Source organism: Blautia intestinalis (assembly GCF_014297355.1).
Lineage (GTDB): Bacteria > Bacillota > Clostridia > Lachnospirales > Lachnospiraceae > Blautia_A > Blautia_A intestinalis.
In genome coordinates this window covers 189315-205635 of the sequence record NZ_JACOQE010000003.1, presented here as the reverse complement: position 1 = coordinate 205635, position 16321 = coordinate 189315, and the positions used below count along the sequence as shown (strand labels likewise).

General features: G+C 45.0%; 12 protein-coding genes and 1 tRNA gene. All 13 read right to left on the bottom strand.

Annotation, left to right across the window (positions count from 1 at the left end):
• Positions 1-4 precede the first annotated feature (4 nt).
• The 13 genes from rbfA to H8Z79_RS07270 all read right to left on the bottom strand — a co-directional run bounded on the left by rbfA (position 5) and on the right by H8Z79_RS07270 (position 16320).
• Positions 5-388: a 30S ribosome-binding factor RbfA gene (gene rbfA / locus H8Z79_RS07330; protein WP_118039532.1), complete on the bottom strand. Its 384-nt coding sequence runs from the start codon at positions 386-388 to the stop codon at positions 5-7.
• A gap of 13 nt (positions 389-401) precedes the next feature.
• Positions 402-3062: a translation initiation factor IF-2 gene (gene infB, locus H8Z79_RS07325; RefSeq protein ID WP_207726340.1), complete on the bottom strand. Its 2661-nt coding sequence runs from the start codon at positions 3060-3062 to the stop codon at positions 402-404.
• Positions 3063-3200: 138 nt separating this feature from the next.
• Positions 3201-3518: a L7Ae/L30e/S12e/Gadd45 family ribosomal protein gene (locus H8Z79_RS07320; protein WP_072521022.1), complete on the bottom strand. Its 318-nt coding sequence runs from the start codon at positions 3516-3518 to the stop codon at positions 3201-3203.
• Positions 3502-3783 (bottom strand): RNase P modulator RnpM, encoded by a 282-nt coding sequence (gene rnpM / locus H8Z79_RS07315; protein ID WP_072521021.1) that lies wholly within the window; start codon positions 3781-3783, stop codon positions 3502-3504. Before rnpM ends, H8Z79_RS07320 begins: the two co-directional genes overlap by 17 nt.
• Before the next feature lie 3 nt (positions 3784-3786).
• Positions 3787-4956 (bottom strand): transcription termination factor NusA, encoded by a 1170-nt coding sequence (gene nusA / locus H8Z79_RS07310; protein ID WP_072521020.1) that lies wholly within the window; start codon positions 4954-4956, stop codon positions 3787-3789.
• Positions 4957-5002: 46 nt separating this feature from the next.
• Positions 5003-5467 (bottom strand): ribosome maturation factor RimP, encoded by a 465-nt coding sequence (locus H8Z79_RS07305; protein ID WP_072521019.1) that lies wholly within the window; start codon positions 5465-5467, stop codon positions 5003-5005.
• Between the two features lie 128 nt (positions 5468-5595).
• Entirely contained in the window at positions 5596-7842 is a 2247-nt protein-coding gene (locus tag H8Z79_RS07300; RefSeq protein WP_119246672.1) for a DNA gyrase/topoisomerase IV subunit A, read from the bottom strand.
• 14 nt (positions 7843-7856) lie between these two features.
• Positions 7857-9782 carry a DNA gyrase/topoisomerase IV subunit B gene (locus H8Z79_RS07295; RefSeq protein ID WP_072521017.1) on the bottom strand — a complete coding sequence of 642 codons (1926 nt, stop codon included), beginning with the start codon at positions 9780-9782 and terminating at the stop codon, positions 7857-7859.
• Positions 9783-9939: 157 nt separating this feature from the next.
• Positions 9940-10011, bottom strand: a tRNA-Glu gene (locus H8Z79_RS07290).
• A 104-nt stretch (positions 10012-10115) separates the two neighbouring features.
• Positions 10116-11252, bottom strand: coding sequence for a PTS transporter subunit IIC (locus tag H8Z79_RS07285; protein WP_187002759.1), 1137 nt, complete (start codon positions 11250-11252; stop codon positions 10116-10118).
• A 22-nt stretch (positions 11253-11274) separates the two neighbouring features.
• Positions 11275-13425: an RNA degradosome polyphosphate kinase gene (locus tag H8Z79_RS07280; protein ID WP_072521015.1), complete on the bottom strand. Its 2151-nt coding sequence runs from the start codon at positions 13423-13425 to the stop codon at positions 11275-11277.
• Between the two features lie 19 nt (positions 13426-13444).
• Positions 13445-14980 (bottom strand): Ppx/GppA phosphatase family protein, encoded by a 1536-nt coding sequence (locus tag H8Z79_RS07275; protein WP_072521014.1) that lies wholly within the window; start codon positions 14978-14980, stop codon positions 13445-13447.
• Between the two features lie 23 nt (positions 14981-15003).
• Positions 15004-16320 carry an ATP-binding protein gene (locus H8Z79_RS07270; protein ID WP_187002758.1) on the bottom strand — a complete coding sequence of 439 codons (1317 nt, stop codon included), beginning with the start codon at positions 16318-16320 and terminating at the stop codon, positions 15004-15006.
• Position 16321 lies beyond the last annotated feature (1 nt).

The following is a 16321-nucleotide window of genomic DNA, read 5'->3' as shown; positions in this document are numbered from 1 at the left end:
CCTCTTATTCTTCCTCAGATTTTCCCAAAGAAGCATCTTTTTTTGCAACATCGTCAATTAATTTTGACATATTTACACCGTATTCGATTGATTCGTCCAGAATAAAACGAATCTCCGGTGTATTCCGAAGGTTCAGGTTTCTGGCAAGCTGACGGCGGATATATCCTTCCGCACTGTTCAGTCCCCTGATCGTAGCTTCCTTTGCTTCCTGATTGCCCAGCACACTGATATATGCCCTGCAGGTCTTCAAATCCGGAGCCACTTCCACAGCCATGACAGAGGTCATCGGGTGAATCCGCGGATCTTTGATTTCTCCGCGGATGATGGAACTGAGTTCCTTCTGAACCTCACCATTGATCCTTGTATTCTTAATGCTGTTTTTTCTCATTTATGCTCTACTCCTATCTTGGTACCTCTACCATGATATACGCTTCTACTTTATCTTCTTCTTTGACATCGTTGAATCCATCAAATACAAGACCACATTCGTATCCTGCTTTTACTTCTTTAACGTCATCTTTAAATCGTTTCAGAGATGCAAGCTCACCTTCAAATATCTGCTCACCCTCTCTTGTAATACGTACTTTGCAGTTTCTCTGGAAAATACCATCCAGTACATAGCTTCCTGCGATCGTACCGACACCGGATGCCTTGAAAAGCTGACGTACTTCCGCATGACCGATAACTTTTTCTTCATATACCGGATCAAGCATACCTTTCATTGCAGCTTCCACATCTTCGATTGCCTGATAAATAACTTTGTACAGACGAAGGTCTACACCCTCCTGATCTGCAAGCTGTTTTGCCATCGCATCCGGACGAACGTTAAATCCGATGATGATCGCATTGGAAGTTGCTGCCAGAGATACGTCGGATTCATTGACTGCACCAACACCGCCGTGGATCACACGAACAACAACCTCTTCATTAGAAAGTTTGAGCAGACTCTGTTTCACGGCTTCTACCGAACCCTGTACGTCTGCTTTGACAATGATCGGCAGTTCTTTCAGATCGCTTGCCTGAATCTGATCAAAGAGATTATCAAGGGAAAGTTTGCCTTTTGTTTCTTCAAGGAGGTGTTTCTTATTCTCGGTAACAAATGCTGCAGCGAAGTTTTTCGCTTCTTTGTCACTCGGGAATGCCATCAGGATCTCACCCGCATTCGGCACATCACCAAGGCCAAGAATTTCAACCGGTGTGGACGGTCCTGCTTCTTTGACACGTCTTCCTCTGTCATCCATCATTGCACGTACTTTACCGCTGCATGCACCTGCTGCAATAAAGTCACCTACATGAAGAGTACCCTTCTGTACAAGGATCGTTGCAACAGAGCCTTTACCTTTGTCAAGCTGAGCCTCGATAACAAGACCTCTGGCTGCACGGTTCGGGTTCGCTTTCAGTTCGAGTACTTCTGCTGAAAGAAGGATCATCTCAAGCAGTGTATCGATTCCCTCTCCTGTATGTGCGGATACCGGTACGAAGATGGTGCTTCCGCCCCAGTCTTCCGGAATCAGTTCATATTCGGAAAGTTCCTGTTTTACTCTTTCAATGTTTGCACTTGGTTTATCAATCTTATTGATTGCAACAATGATCTCTACGCCTGCTGCTTTTGCATGGCTGATAGCCTCAACCGTCTGCGGCATGACACCATCATCAGCCGCAACGACGAGTACTGCAATATCCGTAGAGTTTGCACCACGCATACGCATTGCTGTGAATGCTTCATGTCCCGGTGTATCAAGGAAAGTGATCTTCTGTCCGTTGATTTCAACAACAGATGCACCGATGTGCTGTGTGATTCCACCTGCCTCACCTCTTGTTACATGTGTATTACGGATTGCATCCAAAAGGGAGGTCTTACCATGGTCAACGTGTCCCATAACACAGACAACCGGCGGTCTGGAAACCATTGTAGCTTCGTCTTCCTCTTCTTCTTTCAGAAGTTCTTCGATAACATCTACTTTTTCTTCCGGTTCTGCAATGATATCGTAATCAAGTGCGATTTCCTGTGCTTTTTCGAAATCGATCTCATGGTTTACAGTTACCATGATGCCTTCCATAAAGAGCTTCTTAACAATTACAGACGGCTGCATCTTCATTGCTTCTGCAAGCTCGCGGATTGTCATTTTCTCCGGAAGTGTGATTTCTTTTACTTCTGGTTTCTTCTCTTCCTGTTTTGGCTGAGGAGCAGGTTTCTGAAGAGCTTTCGGAATTCTGGAAATATTTCTTCTTCCACCCTGATTCGGTCTGTTGTGACCTGCACCGGAATTCTTCTCGAAATCTTTCTTTTTGTTCTTGTTTTCTCTGTCACGCTCTCTCTTACTGTCCTTGGAAGTTTTTGTCAGTTCCGGTGTGAATACGGCATCGTTATCTCTTCTTCCGCCGCCGGCTCTCTGGCCGCTGCGGTTATTTCCACCAAAGCGTCCTTCACCCCTGTTGTCCGGTCTTCCGTTTCCGCCCTGTCCCGGTCTGCTCTGACCACCCTGCTGCGGACGGCCATTGCCTCTCATCGGACGGCCATTGCCTTCACCCTGACGTGCCGGACGGCCTTCTCCCTGTCTCTGCGGACGGCCACCACCGTTGCGGTTGCCCTGCGGTCCACGGTCAGACGGTCTCCTGTCTCCGTTGTTACGGAAATCACGGTTTCCTCTGTTATCCCCGCGGTTGTCTCCACGATTATCACGATTGTCTCTGTTTGGACGGTTCTGATTTCTGTTGTTATTATAGCTGCCCTGCTCGCTTCTCTGCGGTCTTGCCTGAGTCTGAGCTGCTTCTGCTGCCGGTTTCTCAGCCGGTTTCTTAGCTGTCGGTGTTTCCTGTACCGGAACACTCTGCGGCTTCTTCGGTGCAGTCTCTGCTGCCGGTTTCTGAGCTACTGTCTCGGCCGGTTTTGCTGCCTGTGTTCTCTGCTGCGGTCTTGCAGCCGGTTTTTTATCTGATGCCGGACGTTTCGGTCTGTTTTTGCCGCCGTCACTGGCATTCTGTGCGTGATATACGCGAATAATATTTTTTTTCTTTTTGGGAGCCTCTGTCTTTTCTGCTTCCGCCTTCGTTGTTACCATCTTTTCATCTGCCACCTTGGTAATCTGCTCCTTTCCCTCTTGTGTTGATTTTTCTTTTATTCTGACATGTTCTTGCTCTTTGATCTTCGGCACATTGGTTCCTCCTTTACGTCAATGAATCAAAACCAGTTTTCATTCTTACTTTTCGGTTTTCGCAAGTTCTTTCATCATTGCTTTCGCAAAGTTTTCATCCTGTACCGCCAGACTGGCACGAAATTCTTTTCCGCAGAATTTTCCGAGTTCTTCTTTATTTGCGATGAAGTAAATCGGAACTTCATAAAATTCACACATATTACTGAATTTCTTTCTGGTGTTTTCTGATGCGTCAGCCGCTACCAGAACCAGAAATCCTTTGCCGGTCTTTACAGATTTTTCTGTAGAAAATTCACCGCTGGCAATCTTGCCCGCTTTTGTTGCAAGACCAACCAGTGATAACACTTTATTGTTGTTTTTCAATATTAGCTAACTCCTTTTTCAGGTCTTCGTAGACCTCAGCCGGTACCGCCATCTTCAATGAGCGCTCGATCCCACGGCTTTTGACTGCTTTTTCCAGACACTCCTGTGACAGACAGACATAGGCACCTCTGCCGTTCTTTCTTCCGGTAGCATCCAGCACAATCTCATTTTCCGGGGTTTTCAGTACTCGGATCATTTCTTTTTTGCTTTTCATCTCTCTGCATCCGGTACACTGACGCAGAGGTGTTTTATTTTTTGTAGCCATAGATTATTCTTCTGTCAGCTCTTCGGAAACAGCTTCTTCTGCTTCTGTATCTTCAGCAGTTTCTTCTGTATCTTCTTCGCTGTACTCGTCCTCATCATAGTACTCATCTTCATCATCATAATCATAGAGCTCACCGGATTCTCTTGCCTGTGTCTCGCTCTTGATATCAATCTTGAATCCTGTCAGGCGGGCTGCCAGACGTGCATTCTGTCCCTCTTTACCGATTGCAAGAGAAAGCTGATAATCCGGAACGACTACCAGTGCTGTCTTTTCGTCCGGATCTGCCATAACAGCGATTACTTTCGCCGGGCTCAGTGCATTCTCGATCAGGATTGCCGGGTTTTCATCCCAGTTGATGATATCAATCTTTTCACCGCGGAGTTCCTCTACGATGGAGTTTACTCTGGCACCGTTCATACCAACACATGCACCAACCGGATCTACATCCGGATCATTGCTCCATACAGCGATCTTTGTACGGGAGCCTGCTTCTCTGGCAATGCTCTTGATCTCAACAGTTCCGTCTTTCACTTCTGCAACTTCAGATTCGAAGAGACGTTTTACCAGTCCCGGATGAGTTCTGGAAAGAAGAATACGTGGTCCCTTCGGTGTATCCTTAACTTCAAGGATATAAACCTTGATTCTCTCGGTTGGTTTGAATTCTTCACCTTTTACCTGCTCGTTTTCACTGAGGACACCGTCTGCCTTACCGAGGTTTACGCTGACGTTCTTGCCCATCACACGCTGTACGATACCGGTAACAACTTCTTTTTCCATTCCGAAATACTGATCATAAAGAACTTTACGTTCTTCTTCACGGATTTTCTGAAGGATAACATTCTTTGCATTCTGTGTTGCGATACGTCCAAACTCTTTGGAATGGATCTCTACTTTAATGATATCACCAATTTCTGCATTGGTATTAAGCTTCTGTGCTTCTACCAGTGAAATCTCCATTGCAGGATCTTCTACGAATTCCTTAACCTCACGCTCTGCATAAACGCTGAAATCGCAGGTTTCCGGATTAATTGTCACATGCACATTATCTGCTTTACCGAAATGGTTCTTGCAAGCCTGGATCAGGGACTGCTCGATAGCTCCCAGTAATGTATCCTTGCTGATATTTTTTTCTTTTTCCAGGATATCCAGCGCTTCCATTAACTCTTTGTTCATTTTTTTTATTTCCTCCTCATTTTATCAAAGCATATCTGAATCGTACCTAAAATTCAATTGCCAGTCGGATCAGGGCAATGTCCTTCTTTTCAAATGTGCGTAAGACACCGTCCTCATTGATCGTAACACTGTTTTCATCATATGCATCCAGAACACCACAGAATTCTTTCTGTTTGTCGATTGGACGATATGTCCGGACTTCTACCAGTCTGCCCATGCTTCTGGCAAAATCCTTTTCTTTTTTCAGTGGTCTGTCAAGACCCGGCGAACTGATTTCCATAATATAACTGTCTTCAATAAAATCGTTTTCATCCAGTTTGTCGCTGAATGCCCTGCTGACTGCCTCACAGTCATTGACCGTGATTCCGCCCGGTTTGTCAATGTATCCGCGAAGATACCAGTTACCTGCTTCTTTTACGTATTCTACATCTACAAGCTCGAATCCCTCTCGCTCTACGATCGGTAAAAGCAAAGCTTCTGCTTTCTGTTCATATTCATCCCGTCTGCTCATTTTTACACCTGCCTTTCGCACATCCGGATTATCTCGCAAAAAGAGTGGACCGAAGCCCACTCTCTTGTTTATCCGTTATCATGTTGTCCCTATCATATCACCATCACTGATGAAAAGCAAGGAGTTTTTTATATTCTGGGCTTTACACCCTTTGTATCACGTTTTGCCAGACGCACTTTGTTCAGGGAATATTCTTTGTCATGATAAGTGATCGTATATTCCTGATGTCCCGCCAGAAGATATGCATGTTCCAGATAGTCATCGCCGGCAAGTTTCATTCCACGCACACCAATGGCCGTCTTTTTCATAATGGAAATCTCCTGTTTCAGGAAACGCAGGAAGCATCCGCCATGACTCTGTAATACGATCTGCTCCATTTCCGCTGAACCGCCTATAAAGATCAGTTCATCATCTTCTGCAAGTTTCGTCGATGCGATCGTACGTTTCGCCACATCAAACTCAGCGCCCTCTACCAGTTTGCACATAGATGACTTTGTCACAAACAGCAGGCGGTCTGTGCGGATCTGTCCGACCGGTGCCACATACAGCATCCGTTCTTCTGCACTGTTGTAATTGCTTAAGTTATCTGCCGGAGTACCTTTGTCTCTGAAGCGTACCAGTGGAATATCTGCCGCCTTGATCGTATGCATCTTGCCTTTGTCTGTAAAGATACAGATCTTATCTGTATTCATACAGTTGAAGACATATTTGCTTTCGTTGTGAATTGCTTCTTTATTTCGTTCGTACGCATTTTGGTCGATCAGTTTCATATAGCCGAAGCGATCCATCAGGAAGCAGACTTCCATCTCTTCCATCTTCTTTTCTTCGTAAACGGCTTCCTCTGCATTCTCGACTGCCGTACGGCGTTTTCTTCCATATTCTTTCTTGATCTCATCCATGTCTTTTATGATCACTGCCGCCATGGAATCATAGTTTTCCAGAATATCTTTATAAAGTGCGATATTTTTCATCGTCTCCTGGTATTCTGCCTGCAGCGCTTCGATTTCCAGACCAATCAGTTTATACAGACGCATATCCAGAATCGCATTTGCCTGTCTTTCTGTAAACAAAAGTTTCGCAGCCGCCTTTTCACTTGCTTTTGATTTAAACCTGATGCCCTCTGTAATTCCTTCGACCAGACATTTCTTTACCTGCTCACGGTTCTTGCTTCCGCGAAGGATCTCAATGATCAGGTCAATAACATCGCAGGCTTTGATCAGACCTTCCTGCACTTCCTGTTTTTCCAGTTCTTTGTCCAGAAGTGTATGATATTTTCTTGTGGTGATCTCAAAGACGAAATCTACATGATACTCGATGATCTGTTTCAGGCTGAGTGTTTCCGGACGTCCGTCTGCAACTGCCAGCATATTAACACCGAAAGTATCTTCCAGACGAGTCTTCTTGTACAGCATATTGGTCAGGTTTTCCACATCGGTATCTTTTTTCAGTTCAAGCACGATACGGATGCCTTCTTTGGAAGACTGGTTTGAAATATCTACAATGTCGGTCGTCTTCTTTGTCTCGACAAGAGATGCCACGTCATTGAGGAACTTGCCGATGTTTGCTCCGAGCATGGTATACGGAATCTCGGTAATAACAAGTTGCTTTTTGCCGCCTTTGAGTTTCTCTACTTCTACTTTTCCTCTCAAACGGATCTTACCGCTTCCTGTCTCGTAAATCTTACGCAGATCATCTTTATTTACTACAATACCGCCAGTCGGAAAATCAGGACCTTTGATATAACGCATCAAACCTCTTACGCTGATGGTATTATCTTTCATATAAGCCTTGACCGCATCGATCACCTCACCGAGGTTGTGCGGCGGAATACTGGTCGCCATACCAACCGCGATACCATCAGCACCATTGACAAGAATATTCGGAATACGAACCGGAAGCACGGATGGTTCTTTCTCCGTCTCATCAAAGTTCGGCACAAAATCCACTACGTTTTTATCGAGATCACTCAGAAAAACTTCCTGCGTGAGCTTTTCCAGACGCGCTTCGGTATATCGCATGGCCGCTGCTCCGTCACCTTCGATAGAACCAAAGTTTCCATGTCCGTCTACCAGCGTCCTGCCCTTCTTGAAATCCTGCGCCATCACAACCAGCGCATCATAAATGGAACTATCACCATGCGGATGATATTTACCCATGGTATCACCGACAATACGGGCGCATTTACGATATGGGCGGTCATAACGGATCCCCAGTTCATACATATCATAAAGTGTTCTTCTCTGAACCGGTTTCAGACCATCTCTCACATCCGGAAGTGCACGTGAAATAATGACACTCATCGCATAATCAATATAGGATTTCTGCATAATTTCCGAATAATCGGTACGAATTACATTTTCCTGTTTTGTTTCCATATCATTCTCCCACCTTATACATCAAGTTCCGCATCTGCCGCATGTTCATAGATAAATGCTTTACGCGGAGGTACTTCACTGCCCATCAGAACTTCCGTTACGCTGGAAGCAAGACGTGCATCTTCGATCTCAACACGTTTCATTCTTCTTGTCTCAGGATTCAGAGTTGTCTCCCAGAGCTGTTCTGCATCCATTTCTCCAAGACCTTTGTAGCGCTGTAGTGTAAAACTGCCCGGTTTGTGAATCTTACGGTATTTTTCCAGAGCTTTATCATCATAGAGGTATTCTTCCGGACCTTTTTTCGGCATGGCCTTATAAAGAGGCGGCATCGCAATATACACATGTCCCTCATAAATCAGTTCCGGCATAAAACGATAAAACAGTGTCAGGAGCAAGGTAGAGATATGCGCACCATCCACATCGGCATCAGCCATGATCACAATTTTGTCATAACGAAGCTTACTGATGTCAAAGTCATTGCCGTACCCTTCGGAAAAGCCACAGCCAAATGCATTGATCATGGTTTTGATCTCAGCATTCGCAAGCACTTTATCGATTGTCGCTTTTTCTACATTCAGGATCTTGCCACGGATCGGGAGGATTGCCTGATAGTTACGGTTACGCGCTGTCTTTGCTGAGCCGCCCGCAGAATCACCCTCGACAATAAAAATCTCACACTGTGCCGGGTCTTTTTTTTCACAATTGGCAAGTTTACCATTGGAATCAAAGGAATATTTCTGTTTTGTAAGAAGGTTGGTCTTTGCACGTTCTTCCGTCTTGCGAATCTTTGCAGCCTTTTCCGCACAGGACAGAATGGTTTTCAATGTTTCCAGATTACGGTCGAAATAAAGCACCAGCTGTTCGCCCAGCACTTTACCTGTTGCTTTGGCTGCATCCTGATTATCCAGCTTTGTCTTTGTCTGGCCTTCAAAACGAGGTGCAGGATGTTTGATAGAAACAACTGCAGTCATTCCGTTACGGATATCAGCGCCTGTAAAATTCGGATCTTTGTCCTTGAGGACACCAATCTCTCTGGCATAGGTATTCATAACGGTCGTAAACGTTGTCTTAAATCCGGTCAGATGTGTACCGCCCTCTGCGTTGTAGATATTGTTGCAGAATCCCAGTACGTTTTCACGGAACTCATTGGTATACTGAAATGCCACTTCCACCTGAATGCCATCTGCCTCGCCTTTCAGATAAACAGGCTCATGAAGTGATTCCGTATTGTGGTTCATGTCACGGATATAGCCAACGATGCCCTCCGGTTCATGATATTCTTCTTTTACCGGTTCTGTTCCTCTGAGATCCTCAAATACGATCGTCAGTTCCGGATTCAGATAAGCGGTCTCATGAAGACGGCTCTTGACATCTGTCGCAGAAAAACGTGTCTTCTCAAAAATCTCCGGATCCGGAAGAAAGTTGATACAGGTTCCGGTTTCTTTTGTCCGGCCAAGTTTTGGAAGGAGGCCGTTTTCAAGTTCAAGAGTCGGAACTCCCCGTTCATAATGGTCATGATGTACATAGCCATCACGACTTACTTTAATATCCAGATAAGTAGAAAGTGCATTTACTACCGAAGAACCTACACCATGAAGTCCACCACTTGTCTTATAAGCAGAATTATCGAATTTGCCACCTGCATGAAGCGTCGTAAACACCAGTCGCTCCGCAGACATTCCCTTTTCGTGCATATCTACCGGAATTCCACGTCCGTTGTCTGTTACAGTACAGGAACCGTCCTTCTCCAGAACTACATTGATCAGGCTGCAGTATCCTGCCAGATGTTCATCTACTGCATTATCCACGATCTCGTAGATCAGATGATTCAGTCCCTTCCGGGATACACTTCCAATATACATGCCCGGACGTTTGCGTACCGCTTCCAGTCCTTCAAGAACAGATATACTCCCAGCATCGTAGGTTTCCTTTTTCGCCATCGGTCTATTTTCCTTTCTTTTCTTACTTTACTCATTCAAACATTTGTTCTTTATCATACATGATTTTCCCCGAAAAAGTCAAATATTAATCTTAATCGATTTCAGGGCAAAAAAATAATCAGGACCTCGATCCTGATTATCTGTAAAATATTTATAGCAGCCAGTACGGGAATCGAACCCGTGTTTTCGCCGTGAGAGGGCGACGTCTTAACCCCTTGACCAACTGGCCTTGCGTCAACCGACTTGCTTAGTATATATCAGCGAGTCGGAAAATGCAAGCCTTTTTTTCAATTTTTTTAAAAAATTTTAAAAAAGCAATTTTTATGACACTTTTCAGCCCAGATCAATCTTCAGATCTCCCGGCTTGATGATTCCTTTTGCACGGAAAATCTTACCGATCACCCAGGTGAGCACAAGCGGCAGCACAAAACAGATCAGGATCATGCCTGCCCACTCAAATGCTCCTGTCTGATATCCCTCCGGCATCTGTGCCCATCCGGTTACAACACCGATTGGTCCAACCAGGCCGGAAGTTCCCATTCCTGATGAGATTGCAGGTCCGTTATTTCTCATATGGAACACACAGGTAGCAATCGGTCCTGTAATTGCAGATGTGATCACAGGAGGGAGCCAGAGAACCGGCTTTTTCATAAGGTTCGGTACCTGAAGCATGGAAGTTCCAAGTCCCTGCGCCACAAAACCGCCGATTCCATTATCCGGAAAGCTCAAGATTGCAAAACCAAGCATATGCGCACAGCATCCTGCGGTTGCCGCACCACCTGCCAGCGCAAGGCCATTCCAGATCTCCACTGTCACACTTCCGTCTGTAAGTCCGGCAAGCACGGCTCCGCCGCTGATGCCTACAGCCGCACAGATTGCCGCTGAACTGATCGGCAGTGTCAGTACGATTCCTACCACTACTGAAATGATCATGCCCATCCAGAACGGACGCAGGTCAGTTGCCCATCCGATAAATGCACCAAGCGCATTACAGATATTTTTGCATACTGGTGCAAGCAGCATCGCCAGTACTACACCGACAATAACCGTTACTGCCGGAGTTACAATAATATCGATTTTCGTCTCTTTGGAAACCAATTTGCCGATCTCACAGGTGATCACTGCGACAAAAAATACCGCCAGTGGTCCGCCTGAACCGCCTATTGCATTGCAGGCCGCACCGACCGCACAAAGAGAATACATGACAAGCGGCGGTGCCTGTAAGGCATATCCGATTGCAAGCGCCATAGCTGCACCTGTCACACTCGTTGCATAACCACCGATTTCCAGCAGTTTCTCTGATACGAAACTTCCCGGGCAGACGTTTTGCCCAATCGTATTAATGATCGTACCGATCAAAAGTGATGCAAAAAGTCCAAGTGCCATGGACCCCATCGCATCAATGCCATATCTTTTGAAGGATATGATCACGTTCTTTCTTTTCAGAAAGCTTTCTTTTTCGTTATTCATTTTCTCTTTCCTCTCGTTTTAATTACTCCGGATCAGCTACCGGTTCAGCCGGAATAAAGACGCGAGTATGCTTCTTTTCTTCTCTTTTCTGCTTTTTGGCTTTCTGCTGTGCTTCTTTGCAGAATTCCATCTGGGAATTTACAAGCGTTTTGCCACGTTTATCCTGTTTTTCGTATGTGCCGTCCGGCTGTAAAATATGTGCTTTGACATTGTCGCGGAATTCAAGATCCAGCACATGCAGAATTTCCTTTTTGATATTTTCGTCCTCTACCGGAAAGACAATTTCCACTCTTCGATCCAGATTTCGCGGCATCCAGTCCGCACTTCCCATATAGATTTCATCAATGCCATCATTTTTGAAATAGAAAATACGACTGTGCTCCAGAAATTCTCCGACGATTGATCGCACCTGGATGTTTTCACTGATTCCCGGAATACCGGTTCTCAGGCAGCAGATTCCACGGACAAGCAGATTGATCTGCACACCACAGGAAGATGCATAATAAAGTGCTGCAATGATTGCAGGATCGCAAAGTGAATTCATCTTTGCAGTGATTTCTGCCGGTTTTCCCTGTTTTGCATGCTCGGCCTCTCTTTCGATCATCTGAACGAAACGGTCCTTCATCCAAATCGGGGCTACGATCAGGCGGTTCCATTTCTTCGGTTCAGAATATCCGGAAAGCATATTAAAGACTGCAGTTGCATCCTCACCGAAACGTTCATCGCAGGTAAAAATACCACAGTCTGTATACAATTTTGCAGTGGAATCATTATAGTTACCGGTTGCCAGATGTACATATCTGCGGATGCCTGTCTCTTCCCTTCTTACCACAAGTGTGATTTTGCTGTGTGTCTTCAGTCCTACCAGACCGTAGATAACATGGCAGCCTGCTTTTTCAAGCATTTTCGCCCAGACAATGTTGTTTTCCTCGTCGAATCGTGCTTTCAGTTCAACCAGCACGGAAACCTGTTTGCCATTTTCGGCAGCCTGTGCGAGCGCCGCAATGATCGGGGAATGACCGCTGACACGATACAAAGTCTGCTTGATTGCAAGTACGCCTGGATCCTTTGCCGCCTGACGGACAAAATCCACAACCGGATCAAAACTCATATATGGATGATGCAGGAATACATCGCCTTCACGAATCACTTCAAAGATATCTTTGTCATTCTGGAACTGCGGAACCGGTGCCGGTGTATATTTCGGGCTCTTGTACTCATCAAATCCATCCAGACCGTAAACTTTCATCAGCATAGTCAGATCCAGAGGTCCCGGAATATTATAAATGTCTGCATCTTTGATCTCGAATTCTTTTTTCAGAATGTCCAGCAGACGTTTATCCATCTTTTCTTCTGCTTCAAGACGAATCACCTCGCCCCACTGGCGTTTCTTGAGCTGTTTCTGGATTTCTACCAGAAGATCTTCTGCCTCATCCTCATCAATCGTAAGATCTGCATTTCGCATGATTCTGTACGGATGTGCGCAGACCACATCATTGCTCAGGAAAAGTTTGCCGATGTTTCTCTCGATAATCTCTTCGAGAAGAATTACCGTTCTCTCACCTTTCTTTACAGAAGGGATCTCGACGATTCTCGGAAGGACGGACGGCACCTGAACAGTTGCAAATTCCAGTTCTTTTGTATGCTTTTTATTGTTTTTCTTTGCAATCAGTGCACCGATATTCAGTGTCTTATTACGGATCAGCGGAAATGGTCTGGAAGAATCCATTGCCATCGGTGTCAGTACCGGATAAACGTTATCTTCAAAATAACGGTCTACAAATTCTGCCTGTTTATCATTCAGATTTTCGTGTTCTGCCACCAGATGAAGGCCGACCTTTTCCAGTGCCGGAAGCACAGAACGGTTGAACGTACTGTACTGTACACGTACCAGCTCATGGGTCTGTGTGCTGATTTCCTTTAACTGCTCCTCGGAAGACATTCCGGCAATATCTTTTTTCTTATAGCCGGCATGCACCTGATCTTTCAGCGATGCCACACGGACCATAAAAAACTCATCCAGGTTTGAGGATGTGATGCTCAAAAATTTCAGTCTCTCAAATAATGGCAGATTTTTGTCCCTTGCCTCACTTAAAACACGTTCATCGAATTTCAGCCAGCTTAATTCTCTGTTTACATAGTATTCCGGTTTTTCATATTTACTAAAATCCATATTTTCCCTCCTCAGCCGCTCACACTCTGCGTTTGCGCTTTAATACCAGACGAATGCCAAAAACTTCTTCAAAGAACTGTACCTTATCACGAAGCAGTCCAAGTTCCAGAGAAATATCTCTGCTTGAATCAATGATCATCTGCAATTCACGGTCTTTCAGCACCACTCTCAGTGCCTCAACCTTCTGATAATGGCTGCGGTCCATGGCATTGGCAAGCCGAAGAATTGCCGTCAGTTTTGCTACAAGCAGATACTGCTGCCTGTCAATGCCCGGTCCTCTGTCATAATTTCCGCAATATACAAACTCTGTTGTATTGTATCTCACTGCACTTGCAATGATCTTTCGTTCTTCGGTAGAAAGTCCGATAATTTCCGTCGCCATAATGATCCGGTAGGAACACTCAGCCACATCTGCCATACTGATATACTTGCCACAGTCATGGAGCTGAACCGCAATCTGCAGAAGCAGCCGTTCTCTTGCTCCCATTCCATGAATTTTTTTCATGCTGTCAAAAATAGTCAGTGCGATATCCGTCGTACCTTTGATATGGTCTTTGCCGGTAGAATAACGCTTTGCAATATTTCGCGATGCCACCAGAATATCATTTTCGAAATTATGGACGCTTTTGATGAATTTTTTCTTTTCGCCGTAGTCATAAGCAATTCCATCCAGAAGTGAAACACCCGGAACCCAGACAGACTCCGCCTGAAAGATTTCCAGAAAGCTCTTGCAGATGACCATTGTCGGGATTACAAGTGACGCATATTCCGGATCAATGTCCATCTCCTCTGCCAGAGCATGCTCGGTCTTGTAAATCGTCTTTTCGTAACTCTTTGTAAATTCTTCGCTGGTGATAATATGATCTTCGAGTTCTTCCTGAAAGATCGTATCTGTCAGAAAATCACCCATCAGGATCACATTTTTGATATCCCGGTCTTTCAGATACAGTCTCTGAAAGGCTGTCAGATCATTACGGATAAATTCCTTGATCAGCTGGTCGTAATGCGTTGTCGTTTTTTCCAGTTCTTTCAACCGCTCACGAATACGCATGCTTCCCATCTTGAAACTCTGCGTCGTTACCAGCGCATCCTTGTCAAACAGAGACACCTGAAGATTACCACCACCAACATCAAGGATCGCCGTTCCTTTCTGAATGATCTTTTTGAATCCGGATTCAATCGCAGCAATAGATTTGTATCCCAGAAAATGCTGCTCGGCATTGCTTAAAATCTCGACTCGGATCCCTGTCCGCTGAAAGATCTGTTCCTGCACGATTACCGGATTTACAATCTCACGAAAAGCACTTGTCGCACATGCACGATAATCTGTTACCCCAAATTCTTTCATCATGCCGGAGAAATCTTTTAAGATCACGCAAATCGTATCTACTGTTTCCGGTTCCAGCCTGCCGCTGGAATAAGCCCCCTTACCGATTTCCAGACGATATCTGACATCATTCAGTTCCTGAAATCCGATCTTCTTCGAAAATTCAAAGATCTTCATACTGATCTCATAAGAACCTATGTCGATCGCCGCAAAAGTTGTCATTGCCATACACTCCCGCTCCTTCCCAATTATTATGCTTCCTGTGTCTCCTCTTTTCCAAGAAGATGATCAATAAACTGCTGCGCCGTACGTCCTGTCAGACCGCCATGGGAAATTTCCCATTTGCCGGCTTCCAGAAGAAGCTGATCTTCCGGCATTGAGATTCCGTTACGTTTCGCAAGCGTTTTGACAATCATGTGGAACTCTTTGCGATCCGGCGCACCAAAGTAAATACGAACGCCAAAACGATATACCAGTGAAAGCTTTTCCTGCACGGTATCGGAGGAATGGATATCGTCATCTGCGCCTACTTCCAGCTTATCCCCTGCACGCTCTCTTACGAGATGGCGGCGGTTGCTTGTCGCATAGATCAGAATATTCTCCGGTTTGCGTTCCAGTCCACCCTCGATCACGGCTTTCAGATATTTATATTCAATCTCAAATTCTTCGAAAGAAAGATCATCCATGTAGATAATAAATTTGTAGTTGCGGTCTTTGATCTGGGCAATAACCTGATTCAGATCTACAAACTGATGCTTATATACTTCGATGATTCGCAGTCCCTCATCATAATACTGATTCAGAATACCTTTGATGCTGGAAGATTTACCTGTTCCTGCATCACCGAACAGCAGACAGTTATTTGCCTTTCTTCCACGTACAAATGCCTCTGTATTTTCGATGAGTTTCTGTTTTGGTATCTCATAGCCGACCAGATCATCCAGACGTACATGCGCGATCCTTGTCACCGGTACGATCACTGCCCTGCCGTTCTCATCATGGTCAATGCGGAATGCTTTGTGAAGTCCGAGTTTTCCTACACCGAAGTCTTTGTAAAACTGGACCATGTCTGCCATAAATTCTTCAGTATCTTTGGCAACTGCCAGTGTTTTGCTCATCTCACAGATACGGTCACGGATACGTTTGTTAAACATTTTGCCGGTATCCTGCGGTGCTTCATAATTGCAGAGGATTCCACAGCAGGATGTATGGAACAGTTTGTCCAGCACTGTCAGATCAAAATCATAGAGTTCTTTAAAAATCGCAAAATCATGAAGTGCAAGCTGATTGATACTGCCCTCGATCGCACCTCTGATCTCGCTCGCAGTACTGAATGCATTTTCATGATTTACAAGAAGAAGTGTAAGATAATCGTGCCACAGATTTCCCGTAAATCCATAAGAACCTGCAATTTCGATCAGACCGTTGACGCATTCATAAAATTCTTCTTCCATCTCGCTTGCATTGACTGCTGATTTTTCACTTGCATCCATAAGTGCTGTCATTTTGTCCAGTATATCTCCATGCTCAAATCCCCGATAGAGCACGCATTCTTTTACACGTGTCATT